Source organism: Bradyrhizobium oropedii (genome assembly GCF_020889685.1).
Lineage (GTDB): Bacteria > Pseudomonadota > Alphaproteobacteria > Rhizobiales > Xanthobacteraceae > Bradyrhizobium > Bradyrhizobium oropedii.
The window spans coordinates 1-15,247 of sequence record NZ_JACMYO010000084.1 but is presented as its reverse complement, the minus strand read 5'-3'; the positions used below and the strand labels follow the sequence as shown (position 1 = coordinate 15,247).

17 protein-coding genes and 1 pseudogene are annotated in these 15,247 nt (G+C 64.9%); 8 read left to right on the top strand and 10 right to left on the bottom strand.

Translation table 11 applies throughout. The annotated features are described in order from the left end of the window. Positions 1 to 53: 53 nt before the first annotated feature. Positions 54 to 437, bottom strand: coding sequence for a nuclear transport factor 2 family protein (locus H8A95_RS22985; protein WP_229185146.1), 384 nt, complete (start codon positions 435 to 437; stop codon positions 54 to 56). A gap of 135 nt (positions 438 to 572) precedes the next feature. Between H8A95_RS22985 and H8A95_RS22980 the strand changes: the two genes are divergently transcribed. Beyond that, positions 573 to 1,529: a LysR family transcriptional regulator gene (locus H8A95_RS22980; RefSeq protein ID WP_229185145.1), complete on the top strand. Its 957-nt coding sequence runs from the start codon at positions 573 to 575 to the stop codon at positions 1,527 to 1,529. An 18-nt stretch (positions 1,530 to 1,547) separates the two neighbouring features. Here H8A95_RS22980 and H8A95_RS22975 read toward each other — a convergent pair whose 3' ends face one another. Together H8A95_RS22975 and H8A95_RS22970 are read right to left on the bottom strand one after the other, a co-directional pair. Next, entirely contained in the window at positions 1,548 to 2,501 is a 954-nt protein-coding gene (locus H8A95_RS22975) for a DMT family transporter (protein WP_229185144.1), read from the bottom strand. A gap of 271 nt (positions 2,502 to 2,772) precedes the next feature. Next, positions 2,773 to 3,618: a metal-dependent phosphohydrolase gene (locus H8A95_RS22970; protein WP_229185143.1), complete on the bottom strand. Its 846-nt coding sequence runs from the start codon at positions 3,616 to 3,618 to the stop codon at positions 2,773 to 2,775. A gap of 128 nt (positions 3,619 to 3,746) precedes the next feature. Here H8A95_RS22970 and H8A95_RS22965 point away from each other — a divergent pair, with 128 nt between their 5' ends. After that, entirely contained in the window at positions 3,747 to 4,148 is a 402-nt protein-coding gene (locus tag H8A95_RS22965; RefSeq protein ID WP_229185142.1) for a DUF1330 domain-containing protein, read from the top strand. Positions 4,149 to 4,263: 115 nt separating this feature from the next. Here the strand turns inward: H8A95_RS22965 and H8A95_RS22960 are convergent, their stop codons facing one another. Further along, entirely contained in the window at positions 4,264 to 4,887 is a 624-nt protein-coding gene (locus H8A95_RS22960; protein WP_229185141.1) for a TetR/AcrR family transcriptional regulator, read from the bottom strand. Between the two features lie 71 nt (positions 4,888 to 4,958). On the opposite strand from H8A95_RS22960, the gene H8A95_RS22955 reads away from it, so the two are divergent. Continuing rightward, positions 4,959 to 5,363, top strand: coding sequence for a hypothetical protein (locus H8A95_RS22955; protein ID WP_229185140.1), 405 nt, complete (start codon positions 4,959 to 4,961; stop codon positions 5,361 to 5,363). Positions 5,364 to 5,365: 2 nt separating this feature from the next. Here the strand turns inward: H8A95_RS22955 and H8A95_RS22950 are convergent, their stop codons facing one another. The 5 genes from H8A95_RS22950 to H8A95_RS22930 all read right to left on the bottom strand — a co-directional run bounded on the left by H8A95_RS22950 (position 5,366) and on the right by H8A95_RS22930 (position 10,485). After that, entirely contained in the window at positions 5,366 to 6,520 is a 1,155-nt protein-coding gene (locus tag H8A95_RS22950) for an alpha-hydroxy acid oxidase (protein WP_229185139.1), read from the bottom strand. 313 nt (positions 6,521 to 6,833) lie between these two features. Continuing rightward, positions 6,834 to 7,643 (bottom strand): MlaD family protein, encoded by an 810-nt coding sequence (locus tag H8A95_RS22945; protein WP_229185138.1) that lies wholly within the window; start codon positions 7,641 to 7,643, stop codon positions 6,834 to 6,836. 147 nt (positions 7,644 to 7,790) lie between these two features. Next, a complete protein-coding gene (locus H8A95_RS22940; RefSeq protein WP_229185137.1) occupies positions 7,791 to 8,717 on the bottom strand; it encodes a DMT family transporter in 927 nt (308 codons plus the stop codon). Positions 8,718 to 8,929: 212 nt separating this feature from the next. Then, complete coding sequence (locus H8A95_RS22935) at positions 8,930 to 9,316, bottom strand: hypothetical protein (RefSeq protein ID WP_229185136.1); 387 nt, start codon at positions 9,314 to 9,316, stop codon at positions 8,930 to 8,932. Between the two features lie 395 nt (positions 9,317 to 9,711). Then, complete coding sequence (locus tag H8A95_RS22930) at positions 9,712 to 10,485, bottom strand: LuxR family transcriptional regulator (protein WP_229185135.1); 774 nt, start codon at positions 10,483 to 10,485, stop codon at positions 9,712 to 9,714. A 79-nt stretch (positions 10,486 to 10,564) separates the two neighbouring features. Here H8A95_RS22930 and H8A95_RS22925 point away from each other — a divergent pair, with 79 nt between their 5' ends. The 3 genes from H8A95_RS22925 to H8A95_RS22915 are packed head-to-tail and all read left to right on the top strand — an operon-like array spanning position 10,565 to position 12,802. After that, on the top strand, positions 10,565 to 11,221 hold the full coding sequence (locus H8A95_RS22925; protein ID WP_229185134.1) for an acyl-homoserine-lactone synthase: 657 nt from the start codon (positions 10,565 to 10,567) through the stop codon (positions 11,219 to 11,221). Further along, entirely contained in the window at positions 11,181 to 12,545 is a 1,365-nt protein-coding gene (locus H8A95_RS22920; protein ID WP_229185133.1) for a cytochrome P450, read from the top strand. The genes H8A95_RS22925 and H8A95_RS22920 overlap by 41 nt, the downstream gene beginning before the upstream one ends. A 38-nt stretch (positions 12,546 to 12,583) precedes the next feature. Beyond that, positions 12,584 to 12,802 (top strand): hypothetical protein, encoded by a 219-nt coding sequence (locus H8A95_RS22915; RefSeq protein ID WP_229185132.1) that lies wholly within the window; start codon positions 12,584 to 12,586, stop codon positions 12,800 to 12,802. A 54-nt stretch (positions 12,803 to 12,856) separates the two neighbouring features. Here the strand turns inward: H8A95_RS22915 and ybaK are convergent, their stop codons facing one another. Next, complete coding sequence (ybaK, locus tag H8A95_RS22910; protein WP_229185131.1) at positions 12,857 to 13,339, bottom strand: Cys-tRNA(Pro) deacylase; 483 nt, start codon at positions 13,337 to 13,339, stop codon at positions 12,857 to 12,859. Between the two features lie 350 nt (positions 13,340 to 13,689). Here ybaK and H8A95_RS22905 point away from each other — a divergent pair, with 350 nt between their 5' ends. Beyond that, on the top strand, positions 13,690 to 14,982 hold the full coding sequence (locus H8A95_RS22905) for an adenylosuccinate synthase (protein ID WP_229185130.1): 1,293 nt from the start codon (positions 13,690 to 13,692) through the stop codon (positions 14,980 to 14,982). A gap of 35 nt (positions 14,983 to 15,017) precedes the next feature. Further along, positions 15,018 to 15,247, top strand: a pseudogene (locus tag H8A95_RS22900) (hypothetical protein); the annotation flags it as partial.

The window sequence follows — 15,247 nt, the reverse complement described above, 5'->3', positions numbered from 1 at the left end:
GTCGGGCAAATCAGCGTCATATTTCTAATATTCCGAAAATGACCGTGCGGGCGTTACGATCCCGCCGGGAAGACCTGCGCGACGTGAAACGCCTTGGTGGTGATGAGCCACCGGCCGTCGATCCGATGAAACACGAGGTGGTCGATGAAGCCGGTTTGGCCGGCCCTGACCCGCACCTTGGCGATAGCCAGATCGGACGCGGTCTGGTCGAGGCTGATGATGGCCTCCTCGCGCGGCGATTTCATCGACGCCGGCGAGGGACGGCTGCGGATGAAGTCGCGGAATTCCGCCGCCGACCGCACGGTGTGCTTGCCGTCCCGGATGCCGTGCACGATGCAGGCATCGGCGAAGACGTCGCGGAACCGGCTGTCGTCGACGTCATACATCAGGTTGAAATATCCATCGATCGCGGCTGCGATGGCCTGGATGTCGCTCATTGCAAGATCTCCTTGGGCGATGATGTGGCGGTGGCCTCACCGGACCAGACCGGTGATCTGCGCCGACAGTGGCCGATATGGTGGCGGAGTGCTACGACTGGCCGGTCATCTCTTGGATGACTGAGAGGCATCGGCATGGACGAAGTTGACGGTCGGCTGGTTGACGGCCTGGTGGTCCTCGCGGCGCTGGCGGATGCGCGCAGTTTTGGCCGTGCCGCTGAACGGCTCGGCATGACGCAGTCCGGCGTCAGCAAGGCGATCGCCAAGCTCGAGGCGCGCCTCGATACGCGACTGGTTCAGCGCACGAGCCGCGCCGTCGAGCTTACCGAAGAAGGACGCGCGCTGGTCGAGCGGGTTGCCGCGCATCTGGCCGGGATCGGCGAGGCGGCGGCGGAGACCTCGAAATCGCGCGATGCGGTGCGCGGCAGGCTGCGGGTCAATGTCGACCCGCTGTTCTCCCGCATGGTGCTGTCGCCGAAGCTGAGCGAGTTCCTGCTGCAGAATCCGGGCATGGAGTTGCGCATCGAAACCCGCGACCGGATCGCGGATCTGGTCAGCGACGGTTTCGATCTCGCGGTGCGTTTCGGCGAACCGGCGCCGTCGGCGCTGATTGCGCGCCGCGTGCTCGATGCGCGCGTGCTCACCGTGGCCTCGCCGATCTATCTCGAACGACACGGCCGGCCGCTTGATCCGCGAGAGCTCGCGAGCCGCGACCATCAGTGCATCCATGCAATCGACGCGGCGACCGGACGTCCCTTCGATTGGGAGTTTTGGCGCGGCGGCGAGGTCGTGCCGGTCGCAGTCAACGGGCGGCTCACGGTGACCGATTCAGGAACCAAGCTCGGCGCTTGCGTGGCCGGCTTCGGCATCGCGCAGGTGATCGATATCGGACTCGACGATCATCTGAGGAGCGGGGCGCTGATCGAGCTGTTTCCGGACTGGCCCGACGAGCGCCTTCCGCTCTACGTCTACTACGCCTCGCGTAACCACGTGTCGGCCAAGGTGAGGCGGTTTATCGACTTCGTCACGGAAACGCTGGCGGCAAAGTCGCGTTCGACCCGCAAATCCGCTCCCTTGCGCAAGGTAGGCTAGCCAGATCGTTGGCATCAGCTAGCTCTTCGCCGATCCTTTGGCCGATCCTTGCCGTGAGGCGATGATGACGCCGGCGAGCACCAGCGCGTAGCCGATCAGATGGAACGGCGCCAGCGTCTCGCCGAGCAGCAGGATCGCCATCGCCGAGCCGAACACCGGCACCAGATGAAAGAACGGCGCGGCGCGGTTCGGGCCGATCAGCGCGACGCCGCGGTTGAAGAACAGATAGGCCAGCGTGGACGGGAAGATCAGCACGTAGACCAGTGTGGCCATGGTCAGAACGTCGAACTTCAGCGTCATGCCGTTGGCGAATTCCCAGATCGCAGCCGGCAGCAGCATCAGCGCACCACAGCAGGTGGTGAACGAGATCAGTGAGAGCTGATGGATTTTCGGCCGCCGTGGGATCAGTGCCGAATAGAGCCCGAACGACACCAGCGAGGCGCCGAACATGATGTCTCCCCGATTGAAGCTGATGCTGGCGAGCGCCGAGAAATCGCCGCGCAGGATGATGGTCAGCACGCCGGCCAGCGAGATCGCGATGCCGGCAAGCTGTGCCGGCGTCAGCCGGACGCCGAACAGGATCAGCGACCACAACGCCACGAACAACGGCCCCGCCGACTGGATCAGGAGCGCGTTCAACGCCTCGGTATACTGCATTGCCCAGTAGGAGATCGCGTTGTTGAACGCGAAACCGACCGCGGACAACAGCAGCATCAACGGCAGCGCCCTGCGCAGCTTCGGCCAGTCTTCCTTCAAATGCGGCCAGGCGAACGGCAACAGGATCAGGAACACGCCGAACCATCGGATCGTAGTCAGCGTGACCGGCGGCACATGGCTGCCGACATGCCGCGCCAGCACGATATTGGCGGCCCAGAACAGCGACGTCAGGCTAAGCAGCAGATAAGGCTGGTTGTTGAGCCAGTGCAGCGGCGAGCGGCGCGGGGTTGTGGCAGGTGCGGGCAAGGCGGTCATTATTCGGCGGATGTTGTGCCCGAATCCGCCGCCGCCACAAGACGAAAGAGCGGATTGGAGCCATGCGCAGTCACCGGTCATCGCGCAGCGATACGACAGCTCGATTCCGTCATCCCCGCGCAAAGGCTTCGCCTTTGTCGCTGGAGGTGCGAGCGGAGCGAGCCTCGAAGGATGCACGGCCACGGTTGGGCCGTCGACCCTTCGAGACGGCCGCGGTGCGGCCTCCTCAGGGTGACGGTGATAGTTCGTGCGCGCGACCCGTTTGCCCCGCCTATTTCTGCGGCCCCGACAGCGAAATGTCGCGCTCGGCGCGAAACACGTTGCTGTAGAGGTTGGCGATCCATTGCCGTCCGCTGGAGGTGATGTTGAGGTGGCGGATCGCCTTTTGCACATGCGGTGCCACGCTGTCCCAGTAGAAGCGCGGATAGAGTTCGACGAGATCGGCCGGCGAATCGTAGCCGAGCTGGCGGTTCAGTCCGGCCTCCTCGAATTCGAGGTACAGCGCATTGGCCTTGCGGATGTAATGGGGATCGCCGAGCTGGCCGATCAGGTCGGCGGCCCGCAGCAGGATGGCCTCCTCTCCGAACTCCTCATTGCCGTCCGGAGCGGTTTGCGGAAAGCGTGTGCCCTCGATGGCGCGCACAATGCGCTCCTTGTCGAGCAGCGCGACGCCCTTGAGCCGCTCCATCACGAAGATCTTGGAGCGGTCGACGTGATAGGACATCAGCCCCGCATCCGACGAGCCGCGCGGCAGGATCACCTTGCGGCCATCGGCGGCAACCAGATAACCGTTCTCGTCGTCGGCATCGAACAGCCCGCGTACATAGCCGATGTCATGGGTGAGGCAGGCGATGATGACATGCGCATAATCCTCGGCGCTCATGTGCGAGTGCAGCGCGCGGCCGCGCAGGATGGCGTGGCCGGCCAAGGTTACCAGCATGGTATGCTCCACATTGTGATAGAGCGCGTCGCTGTTGCCGATGCATTCGAGCGCGATCCGCGCGATCGAGGGCACCATCTCGACCAACTGGGTCTGCGAAGAGCCGAAGCGGCGCTGCATATATTCGCCGAGGAATTTGCTGAGCGCGTCGGCCGCAAGTTCGGGAAGGGTCATCACGGCATTGACCTCCGAGATCGGGTGGTGAGCTTACGGCCTGGCAGCATTTCAGGGTAGTCCCGTGATGTGACATAATGTTTGCGGCCGGACCGACCCGGCTGGACCGATGCGGCCTTGGGGAGCGGGTGATGGGTGTCGATCTCTTGAACGTCAAAGGCCTGAACGAGCTGGATCAAAAGGCTCCGGTCGTGATGGTCAATCTGATGCGGTTTCGCGCGCGATCGCTCGACGGCGACGGCTCGGGCTGGGATGCCTATCTGCGCTACAGCGCGCTCACCGTCCCCATGATCAAGGCGCGCGGCGGCACGTTGCTGTGGACCGGCGATGCCGAGACGGTCGCGCTGGGCGAGCCGGCCGGCCAGCGCTGGGACTATCTCGCGCTGGTCTACTACCCGAGCGTCGCCGCCTTCATCGACATGATGACCTCGGCCGACTACGAAGACCGCTGCGACCCGCATCGCCGCAATGGCTGCGAGGAGCACGTCATCATCGCCACGCGCGAGTCCTACAGCAAGTTCAAGGTGGGGTGAGAGGTAGCGCGCTTTGCCGGCACCGTCACCCTGAGGAGCGCGAAGCGCGTCTCGAAGGGTCGACGGCCCCACCGTGGCCGATTCGTCCTTCGAGACGCGCGCCGGAGCGCGCTCCTCAGGATGACGGGTCTGAGAGCGTGAGCGGTGCTAGCGCTGCGTGGCAGGCCGTCTGCACAACACGGCAGACTTCGTCCCTCGACCGTCCCGCGCTGAGCGATGCGAAGGTCGGATAGCTCGTCAGTGCGAAGATCAGGTCGACGGCGTCCTTGCGGGCCTGCGGCGAGGCATGCTTGCCCGCAATGCGGTCGATCAATGCGGTGAGGCCGCGGCGGCGGCGTTCGTTGCGCTCGCGGATCGCCTCGGCGAATTCGGGATCGGCCGCCATCGCGTCGTGCAGGCGTCCAACGGCGGAATCGCGGCTCCAGAATCCGCAGAAGATCTCGACCATGCGGTCGAGCGCGGCGCGCGGATCGGCCATCGCCATGGCGTCGGCGAGCTGATGCAGCCCGCCATGGCGCGCGATTTCGTCGAACACGGCCTCGAGCAGCCCGCGCCGCGACCCGAACTGATTGTAGACGGTCAGCCGCGTCACGCCTGCTGCCTTCGCCACCGTATCCAGCGAGAACCGCGCAATGCTCTCGCCTTCGCGCAGCGTGCGCGACGCGGCCTCGATCACGCGCTCGCGGGTCTCGGCGGCAGCGGCGCTGCGGGCCGGGCTCACATAGCTGCGCGGCGGCATCGGCTTGTGCTTTCGTTAAATTGATTATACATTATGTATATCTAATTTCCAATGCCCTTTGGAGCAACATCATGCAAGCCGTCCTCATCATAGCCCTGTCCCTTCACGTCCTCTCATCGGTGTTTTGGGCCGGCTCGAGCTTCACTTTGGCGCGCACCGGTGGGCTCGGCGGCGAAAAGTTGCTGTTTCCGCAGATCGGCGCTGCGACGGTTGCGATCGTGACCGGCGCCACGCTGTGGCGCCTGGTCCATGAAGGTTCGTTTGCGCTGTCGGAAAAGATCCTGGCCGGCGGCGCGATCGCAGCACTTGCGGCGATTGCCGTGCAGACCATCGTCGGCGGCGGCGCGATCCGGCAGTTGCGCAGCGATGCGGGTGATACCTCAGTCGCACGTTCGCGGCTGGCCATTGCGCAGCGTATCGCGGCCGGGCTGCTCGCGGTCACGGCGCTCTGCATGGGCGCCGCGCGCTACGCCTGAGCTCAAAACTTCCGCACCAGGTCCGGGGTGATCTCTTTCAGGCTGCGGATGCCGAGCAGCGCGAGGTCGCGGTCGATCTCGGCATGCAGCAGCGAGATCGCGCGCGACACGCCGGCCTCGCCCGCGGTCACGGCGGCATAGAGGAACGGGCGGCCGACCCAGACGAAATCCGCACCGAGCGCCAGTGCCTTGATGACGTCGGTGCCGCGGCGGATGCCGCCGTCCACCATCACGGTCATATCGCCCTTCTGTGCGGCGATCTCCGGCAGCGTGCGCAGGCCCGAGACGGTGTAGTCGAGCTGGCGTCCGCCATGGTTGGAAACCATTACGCCGTCGCAGCCGTGCTCGCGCGCCAGCCGCGCGTCCTCCGGCGAGATCAGTCCCTTGACCACGAGCTTGCCGTTCCAGCGTTTGCGGATCAGCTCGACATGTTTCCAGGCAAGCTGGTCGCGGCTGCCGATGTTGCGCATCAGGTTCTTGGACAGCACCGGCGGGCCCGGCTTGGCGTCCATGTTCTCGAAGCGCGGCATGCCGTGGTTGAACACGGTGCGCGCCCAGGTATTCAGCAGCCAGTCGGGATGGGTGATGGTGTCCCAGAACACCCGCGGCGTGATCGCAAGCGGCACCTGGAAGCCGTTGCGGATGTTGTTCTCGCGGTTGGGCGGCACCGGCACGTCGGCGGTGACGACGAAGGTGTCGTAGCCGGCCGCCGCGACGCGATCGACCAGCGGCTCGATCCGCTCGGGGAGTCCGGCGAGATAGGCCTGGTACCAGGCCTCTTGGTTGGCGGCGCGGACGTCCTCCAGCGTGATCAGCGAGGAGGCCGAGAGGATCATCGGCACGTTGGCCGCAGCCGCGGCGCGCGTCAGCACGATGTCGCCGCGATAGGCGCACAGCGCCGACGAGCCCATCGGCGGAATGCCGAACGGCGAGGCGTAGGTCTTGCCGAACAGCGTCGTGGTCTGGTCGCGGCCGGAGACGTCATTCAATACGCGCGGCACGAAGCCGTATTCGTCGAACGCCCGGCGATTGTCGGTGCGGGCCATATCAGTCTCGGCGCCGCCGGAGATGTAGCCGTAGAGGAATTTCGGCAACAGCCGCCGCGCCTGCGGCTCGAAATCATCGAGCGTGAGATAGCGCCGCAGATGCCGGGGCACCGCGGGGGCTGCGCGGTTGACAGTTGCGGGAGGCGGGGAAAGGGCTGCGGTCCGGTCGTGCACGTCGGGCGTTTCCGTTGTTCTTGGTTCTTGACGCAGGCAGTCTAGAGCACGAACCGGACAAGTGCGAAGCGGTTTTGCCTGGCGGCAAACGCGGAACGCGTTGCGCGGAGATCATGGTTCAACACAGGGCTAAAGCGCGCTGATATGCCTTAAAGCGCGATGAGATTTGGTTGAATCGTCATCGCGCTTTAGCCCTTTGTTTGAGCATGATCTTTTCGGAAAACCGCTTCGCACTTTTCCGGATCATGCTTTAGCGCCTGGCGGCGGGCCCGGCAATTTTCGCGTTGAACGCGTTGACGGACTGGCTGACGTCGCTGAGCGTCTTGCGCGTCTCGGCGATCATGACGCCGGATTTCTTATCGAAACTCTGGATCAGCTCGCGCAGCGAGATCACGGTCGGCAGCAGCTCGCCGCCATATTTGTCGCTGCCGAAGCTCTTCAGGAACTTGTCGGCGGACGTCATCTTGGCGTCGACCGCGCTGATGCCGTCGTCGGCGGCGTCGATGAAGCCGGCGATCAGTTCGCCATTGCCGGACAGCGAGTTGGTGAAGTTCTCGAGCCCGAGCAGCGAGTCCTTGATGTCGGCCTCGTTCTCGGTGATGACGTGGTCGACATTGCGCAGCGCAACCCGCAGCTTCTCCTGGATGCCCATCGTGCCTTCGGCGTCGGCGGTCAGCTCGGGAATGCCGTCGGCGCCGAGCGCCGGCGGCGGAGCATCGTCGGTGCCTCCGGTGAAGGAGATCGAGGCGATCCCGGTCAGGCCCTGGAATTCGAGGCCGGCCTGGGTGTCCTTCTTGATCGGGGCATTGCCCTCGATCCGCGTCATCGCCACCACGCGGTGACGGTCGAGCCTGATCGAGACCACCTCGCCGATCCGTACGCCGGCGAAGTTGACGCCGGCGCCACGGCGCAGGCCGGAGGCCGAGCCCTCGAACACGACGCGGAACGGCACCATCCGCTTGATGCCGGCATAGCGCTGATAGCCCAGCCAGCCGCCGAGCGAGCCGGCGACGAGGGCCAGCGTCAGGGTGCCGATCACGAGATTGCTGGCGCGCGCCATGCGTTTGGGACCTGTCCGCGAAGCAGAGCTCAAGAGATAGCGGATTTGCCGCCGCCAGTCACCGCGTCCCTCCGCAAGACGCCCTTGCGGAGCTAGCCCCTCACCCCAACCCTCTCCCCGTAAGAACGGGGGAGAGGGAGAGGAGAATTACGCGCTCTGCTTCCGCGACGCCGCAAAGACGCCGGCCAGCACCAGCGCGAAGCCGATGAAATGGAAGGCCTGCGGATGCTCGCCGATGAACACGATCGACATGACGGTGCCGAACACCGGAACCATATGGAAGAACGGCGCGGCGCGGTTGGCGCCGATCAGCTGCACACCGCGGTTGAAGCACAGATAGGCCAGCGTCGAGGGGAACACCGCGACATAGAACAGCGACAGCAGATTGTTCGTGGTGAGCTGCATCACCGGACGTGCGCCAAGTTCCCAGATGAACAACGGGATCAGCACCAGCGCGCCGCAGCCGAAAGTGAAGGCCGCGACCGACAGGCCGTGGATCTTGGGCCGCTTCAAGGTCAGTACCGAATACAGCGCGAAGATCACCAGCGCGACGATGAAGATCAGGTCGCCCTTGTTGAACTCGATCTTCGACAGCGTCGTGAGGTCGCCGTGCAGCAGGATCACCAGCACGCCGGCGAGCGACAGCAAGACGCCGCAGAGCTGCGCCAGCGTCAGCCGGGTGCCGAGCAGGATCAGCGACCACAGCGCCACCACGAGCGGCACCGCCGATTGCAACAGCAGCGTGTTGAGCGCCTGGGTGTGCTCGAGCGCCCAGTATTGCAGCGTGTTGAAGGCGCTGATGCCGGTGATCGACAGCAGCATCATGATGCCGAGATTCCTGCGGATCACGGGCCAGTCGCGAGCGAGGTGCTTCCAGGCAAACGGCAGGATGATCAGGAATGCCGCCGACCAGCGCAGGAACGACAGCGTCACCGGCGGAATGTGGCCTGCGGCGAGCCGGCCGACGATCGCGTTGCCGGCCCAGCACATCGCGGTGATGCAGAGCAGGAGATACGGCTGGTTGGCGATCCAGGAGCCGGACGCGGGCGCGGTGGTGGAATCGGAGGCAGACATTCGATGAGGCCCGGGTTCACGACGCCGCGGACCGCCCGGCTGGTTGCGCCGGGCCGGAATGAATCTCCCCGGCCCTGTCACAGACACGGATTCCGCCATTGCATCAATGGGGATAGACGCATCGCGACCATGCGCGAAGTCCCCTTACGGAGAGGGGCCAGCGAGTTCTGCCCGGGCGGTCCGCAAGAGGCAACCTGATCCGGCGCGCGCCGCTAGCCGGCGCCAGGCGGCGTGGTCTGGCGCTTGACGATCTGCTCGGCGAGCTCGATCAGGATCCGCTTGGTGTCGGGGTCCTGCACGTCGCGGAACACCCGCAGCATGCGCAGTTCGAGCAGGGATTGCAGCGACTCCGCCGCCTGGCCGCCCTGTGCCTGTGCTGTCGCGGCGGGTCGACGATTGAGCATGTCGGCGGCAATCCCGAGCATCTCGGCAACGGTCGCCAGGCGACCGGTATCGACCTTCACCGTGCCGTCCACGCTGTTTTTTTGCAGGGAGGCCCCGCTGCACAGGATTTCCGCGAGATCTGCCTGCGACAGCCCGATGGCGCGCCAGCGCGCCTGCACCAGTTGATCGATCTGATCGTCCTGCGATGTGCTCATGGTGCGCCTAGGCGATCTCCAGCTACGTCGGTCCGTGGACAGCATTCCCGCGACGAATGTTGGTAGCAAATCGAGCAGGGGGTCGTCGCGACGGGACTTCTACGGATTATTCGGATCGACAACTGGTCTCGCCGAATCGGGCGACGTGCCGGAAGATCCGCACCTGTACTCCGGCCGGTCAATCGCGCGGGGCGCGCACGCTATGATCCGGGATGCTCGCACTCGCGTCATCCGGCCTTGGCCTTATTAGCAAGACCGTGCGCGAATGCAATCAGGGGGCGATGAATGAGATGAATCCAACCGGGATGTGTGACCTCGCCACACAATCCGGCGCTTCCTCGCGAAACGATGCTGTGGGCGCGGAAGCTGCCTTGCGAGCGCCGCGACGGTGCCGCTCACAAGTCGATGATCCCGAGTGCGATGCTCTTTGCCACGCCGTGGGTCTTGTTGGATGCCTCGAGCTTGCGCAGCGCCTGCTTGATGAAGCCTTCCACCGTCTCCGGAGAAATACCGAGGATCTGCGCGGTGTCGACCACGGTCTTGCCGCGCGCCGCCCAGGCCATCACTTCCTTTTCCCGTCCGGTGAGCTTGATGGTTTCGGCTGCGTCGGCGGGCTTCAGGATGGTCGGTGCGTTGCGCTGGTCGCGGTTGACGATGTCCATCGCCCGCTGCACCCAGTAGATCATCAACAGATGCAGTTCATGCCGATGGCAGATGAACAGCTTGTCGAAGCCGCGCGGTTGGTCTTCCCAGAAGAACACCGTCGAGCTCGAATGCACGGCGCCGAGCCGGTCGCGATAGTGGAAGGGCACGACGAAGCCGTCCTTGAAGCCGAACTCCCGGGCGGCGTCCATCGTCTTGACCTCGGGCGCCCGCTTGTGCCCGCTGCGCTCCGGCAGCTTCAGGCTGCTCCAGCTGAACGGCGTGTTGGTGCGTCGCGACCGCGCCAGCGCCGGATCGGCATGGACGAACTCGTTCTGCACATAAGCCCGCTTCCAGGCGTCGGGAAAGGTGCCGACATGATAGGGCAGATCAAGGTCGGGCCGGCCGGCATCGACAAAGGCGAAGCCCGAGAAGCCGTAGTTCTGGATGACACGGTGCAATGACGAGCTGAGCTCGTCGATGGTATCCGACGCCTCGATGGTTGAAATCGCGTCTACCAGGCCCATTGACTAAAACCCCCGGTTTCCGGGGGTACCACATTTGGCCCCTTTCGTTCCAGATGTTCCGCATTTGGAGGAAAGGATAATGCCGCATTCATTGGACCGATATCATGCACTCATCACTAGGGAAGAGCTTGATCCGGCGCATGTCGGGGCGATGTTGCGGCTGCGCAAGCGGCTGTTCGTCGACCATTGCGGCTGGCTTCTGAGCACCACCGGCGACGTCGAACGCGATCAGTTCGACAGCTGGTATACCGAGCACTGCCTGTTGTTCGCAGGCGCCGAGCTGGTCGGTGGCTTCCGGGCGATCCGCACCGACTATCCCTATCTGACCAAGTCGGTATTCCCGCAGCTTGCGGTGCGCCGCTTTCCGAGCCGCCGCGACGCCTGGGAAATCAGCCGTTTCGGCGTGCTGCCTAGTGTCGCGAGGTCGCGGACGGCACGCGTGAACTACGCGCTGATGTTCCGCTTCGCCGAGCTGCGCGGGGCGGCGGCGCTCGTGGCGCTCGCCGACCTTTCCTACGAGCGCTTTCTCACCCGCATGGACATCCGCACCCGCCGCTACGGCCCGCCGCAGGTGATCGGCAATGATCGCATGGGCCGCCCGCTGACGGCGCTCGCCGGAGAAATCCCGCTTGGTCTCGCCGACAATCCCGGCCTGACCAAATTCCTCGACCTTGGACGGCAATTGGAGATTCACGATGCCTCACATGTTCTCGGACGTTCGAGCATTCCAGCGTGACCCGCTGCGTCTGTTGCTGACGCGCGGCAACGAGGCCGAGCTGGGGCTCGTGCCCCTGCGGCTCGGTCCTGCGCCGGTCTTTCTGGTGAACGATCCCGATCTGCTCCGCCCAATCCTCAAGGCGCCGGAGACCGACATCGGAAAGGGCAAGCTGATCAAGAAGCTGACGCCGGTGCTCGGCCGCAGCTCGCTGATGCTGAGCGGCGAGGAGCACAAGCGGCGGCGGACGGTGCTGCAGAAGCACATGGCCAAGGGCAGCGTCGAGAAATTCCTGCCGCATATGTGCGCCGAGATCCGCGCGGTCGGCGCCAGCCTGGCCCGGCTCGGATCGTTCGATCCGCACCATGTCACGGCGATGCTGGCGCTGCGGACCATCTGCGTCGCGATCTTCGGCTCCCAGGTGATGTCGTCTGGCGACGAGGAAGCGCTGGTTCAGGCCGTCGGCGTGATCGAGGACGATCTGGCCGAGGAGATGTTCCGCGCGTTGCCGTTCGGTCCGGTGGCTTGGTACCGGCGCCGGCAGAACCGGGTCTGCGCCAAACTTGCGATGTCGACGGTGGTGCAGCGCCTGCGCCGCAAGGCGGGCTCAAGTAGCGCGCTGCGCGATCTCGAGGCGCTCGGCCTGAGCGATCGCGATCTCGAGGACGAGATCCTGACACTGCTGCTGGCCGGCCATCACACCACGGGTTCGACTGCGGCGTGGATGTTCTACCAGATGGCCGCCGATCCCACCCTGATGGACGACATTGCCGACGAGGCGGCGGAGTGCCTTGGCGACGACGGCGAGCTGCGGCTTGACGCGGTGAAGCGCGCCAATCTGAGCGCGACGCTGGTCAAGGAGGTCTGCCGGCTCTATCCCAGTGCCTGGTGGTTCTCGCGCGAGGTGATGCAGCCGGTGACGATCGGCGGGCGCGACCTCAAGGTCGGCACCTCGCTGTTGATCTGCCCCTGGCAGTTGCAGCGCGATCCAAGGCATTTCGAGGAGCCGGACAGCTTCCTGATGACGCGGCGCTACAACACCGACGCCTACATCCCGTTCGGCGCCGGCCCGCGCGCCTGCGCCGGGATGGGGGTTGCGATGCTCGAGCTGCAATTGCTCGCGCTCGAGATCGCAGCCGCCTATCGCTTCACGGGTGTCAGCCCGAATCCGGCGCCGTGGCCGAAAGCCTCGGTGACGCTCGTACCGCCCCCGATGACGATCGACATCGAAGTCCGCGAAATGCGCTCGCGCATCCTGCATCTCGGCGAGGAAGCCGGGAAGCTGCCGTACATCCCCGCCGCCAGCGCGGCATCCATCAGCACATTACAATCGGTATCCCAATGACAACTCAGATAACAACGGCCAGCATCGGGCAGAGGGCCATGGATCAAGTGCAAGTGCGCAGTTTGCGCGACGTCATCGCTGTCTTGATCGAGCAGCGCAGCATCGTGACGGCGGCCGGCGCAGGCTTTGCCGCGCATCTGCTCGATCTCGCGATCATGCAGCTCCGGCTCAACGTCAACGACATCACGGCGGAGGAATTGACCGGCCTGTCCGACTACGTCGGCGCGGAGTTTTCCAGGGACAAGTCCTCGCATTGATCGCGTCAAAACAAGAAGTCGGGCTTCAGTTTCGATTCAATCGAAACTGAAGCTCTAGTCCTGCGTCGCCACCAGCGCCTTCATCGTGGCGCCGGCGGCGAGCGCGGCGTCGTTCGGATCGATCTCGATCTGCAGGCCGCGCTGGCCGCCGTTGACGAAGACGGTGACATGGGTGAGCGCGGCCTCGTCGATCGCGGTCGGCACCTTCTTCTTCTGGCCGAACGGGCTGATGCCGCCGACATGGTAGCCGGTCAGCCGCTCGGCATCGGCCGGGCGCATCATCCTGGCCGACTTGCCGCCGAGGGCTGCGGCAAGCTTCTTCATGCTGACCTCGCAGTCGGACGGCACCACGGCGCAGACCGGCTTGCCGTCGACTTCCGCCATCAGTGTCTTGAGCATCCGGTTCGGGTCGACGCCAAGCGCCTCCGCCGCCTGCAACCCGATGCTCTCGGCATTGGAATCGTAGACATAGGTGTGGAGCCTGAAGGCAATGCCTAGCTTCCGTAGCGCCATCGTTGCTTGTGTCGAGTTGGGCATGGACCCTGCCGGTTGATACGGCCGAATGATCGCCGCAATGGGCCCGGCGATCAATCGGCCGTATGGCCGGCCTCAGGCCGCGCCAACATTAAATTCTCGCGAGGGCGGCGCAACCCGGCGCGGCATGGAATTTTCAGGGGATATCAAAGGGTTGTAGCTCGTCTAAAAGGCGTAAACGACCCCGTTCTTGCTTGCGCAGCCGACCCGCTTCCGTTATCCGGTAGGCGCCTTGCGTGCGCGCGGCCGGGCGCCGTGATTTGGGCTGGGCATATCAATGCATGATCGCTGTGGGCGGACGCGTTTTCGCCGCGATCATGGTCTCTGAAACACCTGAAGGGAACAGCTTCGCAATGGCCAATGTTGTCGTCGTCGGCGCCCAGTGGGGCGACGAAGGGAAGGGCAAGATCGTCGACTGGCTGTCGGAACAGGCCGACATCGTCGTGCGCTTCCAGGGCGGCCACAACGCCGGCCATACGCTCGTGATCAATGGCCAGACCTACAAGCTGGCGCTGCTGCCCTCCGGCGTGCTGCGCCCGAACAAGCTGGCGGTGATCGGCAATGGCGTGGTGTTCGATCCCCAGGCCTTCCTCGACGAGGTCGCCAAGCTGAAGGGGCAGGGGGTTGCGGTCGGTCCCGATAATCTCAGGATCGCCGAGAACGTCACGCTGATCCTGCCGCTGCATCGCGAGCTCGATTCCCTGCGCGAATCCTCCAATGCCATCACCTCGATCGGCACCACCCGCCGCGGCATCGGCCCGGCCTATGAGGACAAGGTCGGCCGCCGCGCCATCCGCCTGATGGATCTCGCCGATCTCGATACCCTGCCGCACAAGATCGACCGCCTGCTGGCGCACCACAATGCGCTGCGCCGCGGTAACAATCTGGAGGAGATCGACGGCAAGAGCATCCTGGCCGAGCTGTCGGCGCTGGCGCCGAAGCTTCTGCCCTATGCCGAGACGGTGTGGCGGCTGCTGGACCTCAAGCGCCGCGAGGGCAAGCGCATCCTGTTCGAGGGCGCGCAGGGCGCGCTGCTCGACGTCGACCACGGCACCTATCCCTATGTGACGTCGTCCAACACGGTGGCGGCGCAGGCCGCGACCGGCACCGGCCTCGGGCCGGGCGCGGTCGGCTATGTGCTCGGCATCTGCAAGGCCTACACCACCCGCGTTGGCCAGGGCCCGTTCCCGACCGAGCTGAACGACGAGATCGGGGAAGAAATCGGCCGCCGCGGCAAGGAATTCGGCGTCAACACCGGGCGCAAGCGCCGGGTCGGCTGGTTCGACGCCATGTTGGTGCGACAGACTGTCCGGACCTGCGGAATTGCCGGGCTGGCGCTGACCAAGCTCGATATTCTCGACGGGTTCGACAGCATCAAGGTCTGCATCGGCTACAAGCTGGACGGCAAGGAAATCGACCATCTGCCGGCGGGCGAGGGTGCACAGGCCCGCATCGAGCCGATCTACGAGATCATCGAGGGCTGGAAGCAGCCGACTGCCAATGCGCGGTCCTGGGCGGACCTGCCGGCCCAGGCCATCAAGTATGTCCGCCGGGTCGAGGAGCTGGTGGGGTGTCCGGTCACCCTGCTATCCACCAGCCCGGAACGTGAAGATACTATTCTGGTACAGAATCCGTTCGAGGCTTAACGGGATATTACCTATATCCCTCCAATTGTGTGGAAATGGCTGACTACTACCCGCTGATTGCCCGTGCCATCGCCGGATTGGACCCAACCGCCCCCGGCGAAGCCCGCCGTGCGCTGTATGCGCGGGCGCGGACGGCGTTGATCCAGCAACTCCGCGGCGTACAGCCTCCGCTCTCCGAGTCCGAGATCACCCGCGAACGGCTGTCGCTGGAAGAGGCGGTTCGCAAGGTCGAGTCCGAGGCCGCGCAGCGCGCGCGCGAGGCCTC

Coding starts and splice junctions, on each gene's coding strand:
- H8A95_RS22985 (WP_229185146.1), bottom strand. CDS start 437: ATGAGCGACATCCAGGCCATCGCAGCCGCGATCGATGGATATTTCAAC.
- H8A95_RS22980 (WP_229185145.1), top strand. CDS start 573: ATGGACGAAGTTGACGGTCGGCTGGTTGACGGCCTGGTGGTCCTCGCG.
- H8A95_RS22975 (WP_229185144.1), bottom strand. CDS start 2,501: ATGACCGCCTTGCCCGCACCTGCCACAACCCCGCGCCGCTCGCCGCTG.
- H8A95_RS22965 (WP_229185142.1), top strand. CDS start 3,747: ATGGGTGTCGATCTCTTGAACGTCAAAGGCCTGAACGAGCTGGATCAA.
- H8A95_RS22960 (WP_229185141.1), bottom strand. CDS start 4,887: ATGCCGCCGCGCAGCTATGTGAGCCCGGCCCGCAGCGCCGCTGCCGCC.
- H8A95_RS22955 (WP_229185140.1), top strand. CDS start 4,959: ATGCAAGCCGTCCTCATCATAGCCCTGTCCCTTCACGTCCTCTCATCG.
- H8A95_RS22945 (WP_229185138.1), bottom strand. CDS start 7,643: ATGGCGCGCGCCAGCAATCTCGTGATCGGCACCCTGACGCTGGCCCTC.
- H8A95_RS22940 (WP_229185137.1), bottom strand. CDS start 8,717: ATGTCTGCCTCCGATTCCACCACCGCGCCCGCGTCCGGCTCCTGGATC.
- H8A95_RS22935 (WP_229185136.1), bottom strand. CDS start 9,316: ATGAGCACATCGCAGGACGATCAGATCGATCAACTGGTGCAGGCGCGC.
- H8A95_RS22930 (WP_229185135.1), bottom strand. CDS start 10,485: ATGGGCCTGGTAGACGCGATTTCAACCATCGAGGCGTCGGATACCATC.
- H8A95_RS22925 (WP_229185134.1), top strand. CDS start 10,565: ATGCCGCATTCATTGGACCGATATCATGCACTCATCACTAGGGAAGAG.
- H8A95_RS22920 (WP_229185133.1), top strand. CDS start 11,181: ATGCCTCACATGTTCTCGGACGTTCGAGCATTCCAGCGTGACCCGCTG.
- H8A95_RS22915 (WP_229185132.1), top strand. CDS start 12,584: ATGGATCAAGTGCAAGTGCGCAGTTTGCGCGACGTCATCGCTGTCTTG.
- ybaK (WP_229185131.1), bottom strand. CDS start 13,339: ATGCCCAACTCGACACAAGCAACGATGGCGCTACGGAAGCTAGGCATT.
- H8A95_RS22905 (WP_229185130.1), top strand. CDS start 13,690: ATGGCCAATGTTGTCGTCGTCGGCGCCCAGTGGGGCGACGAAGGGAAG.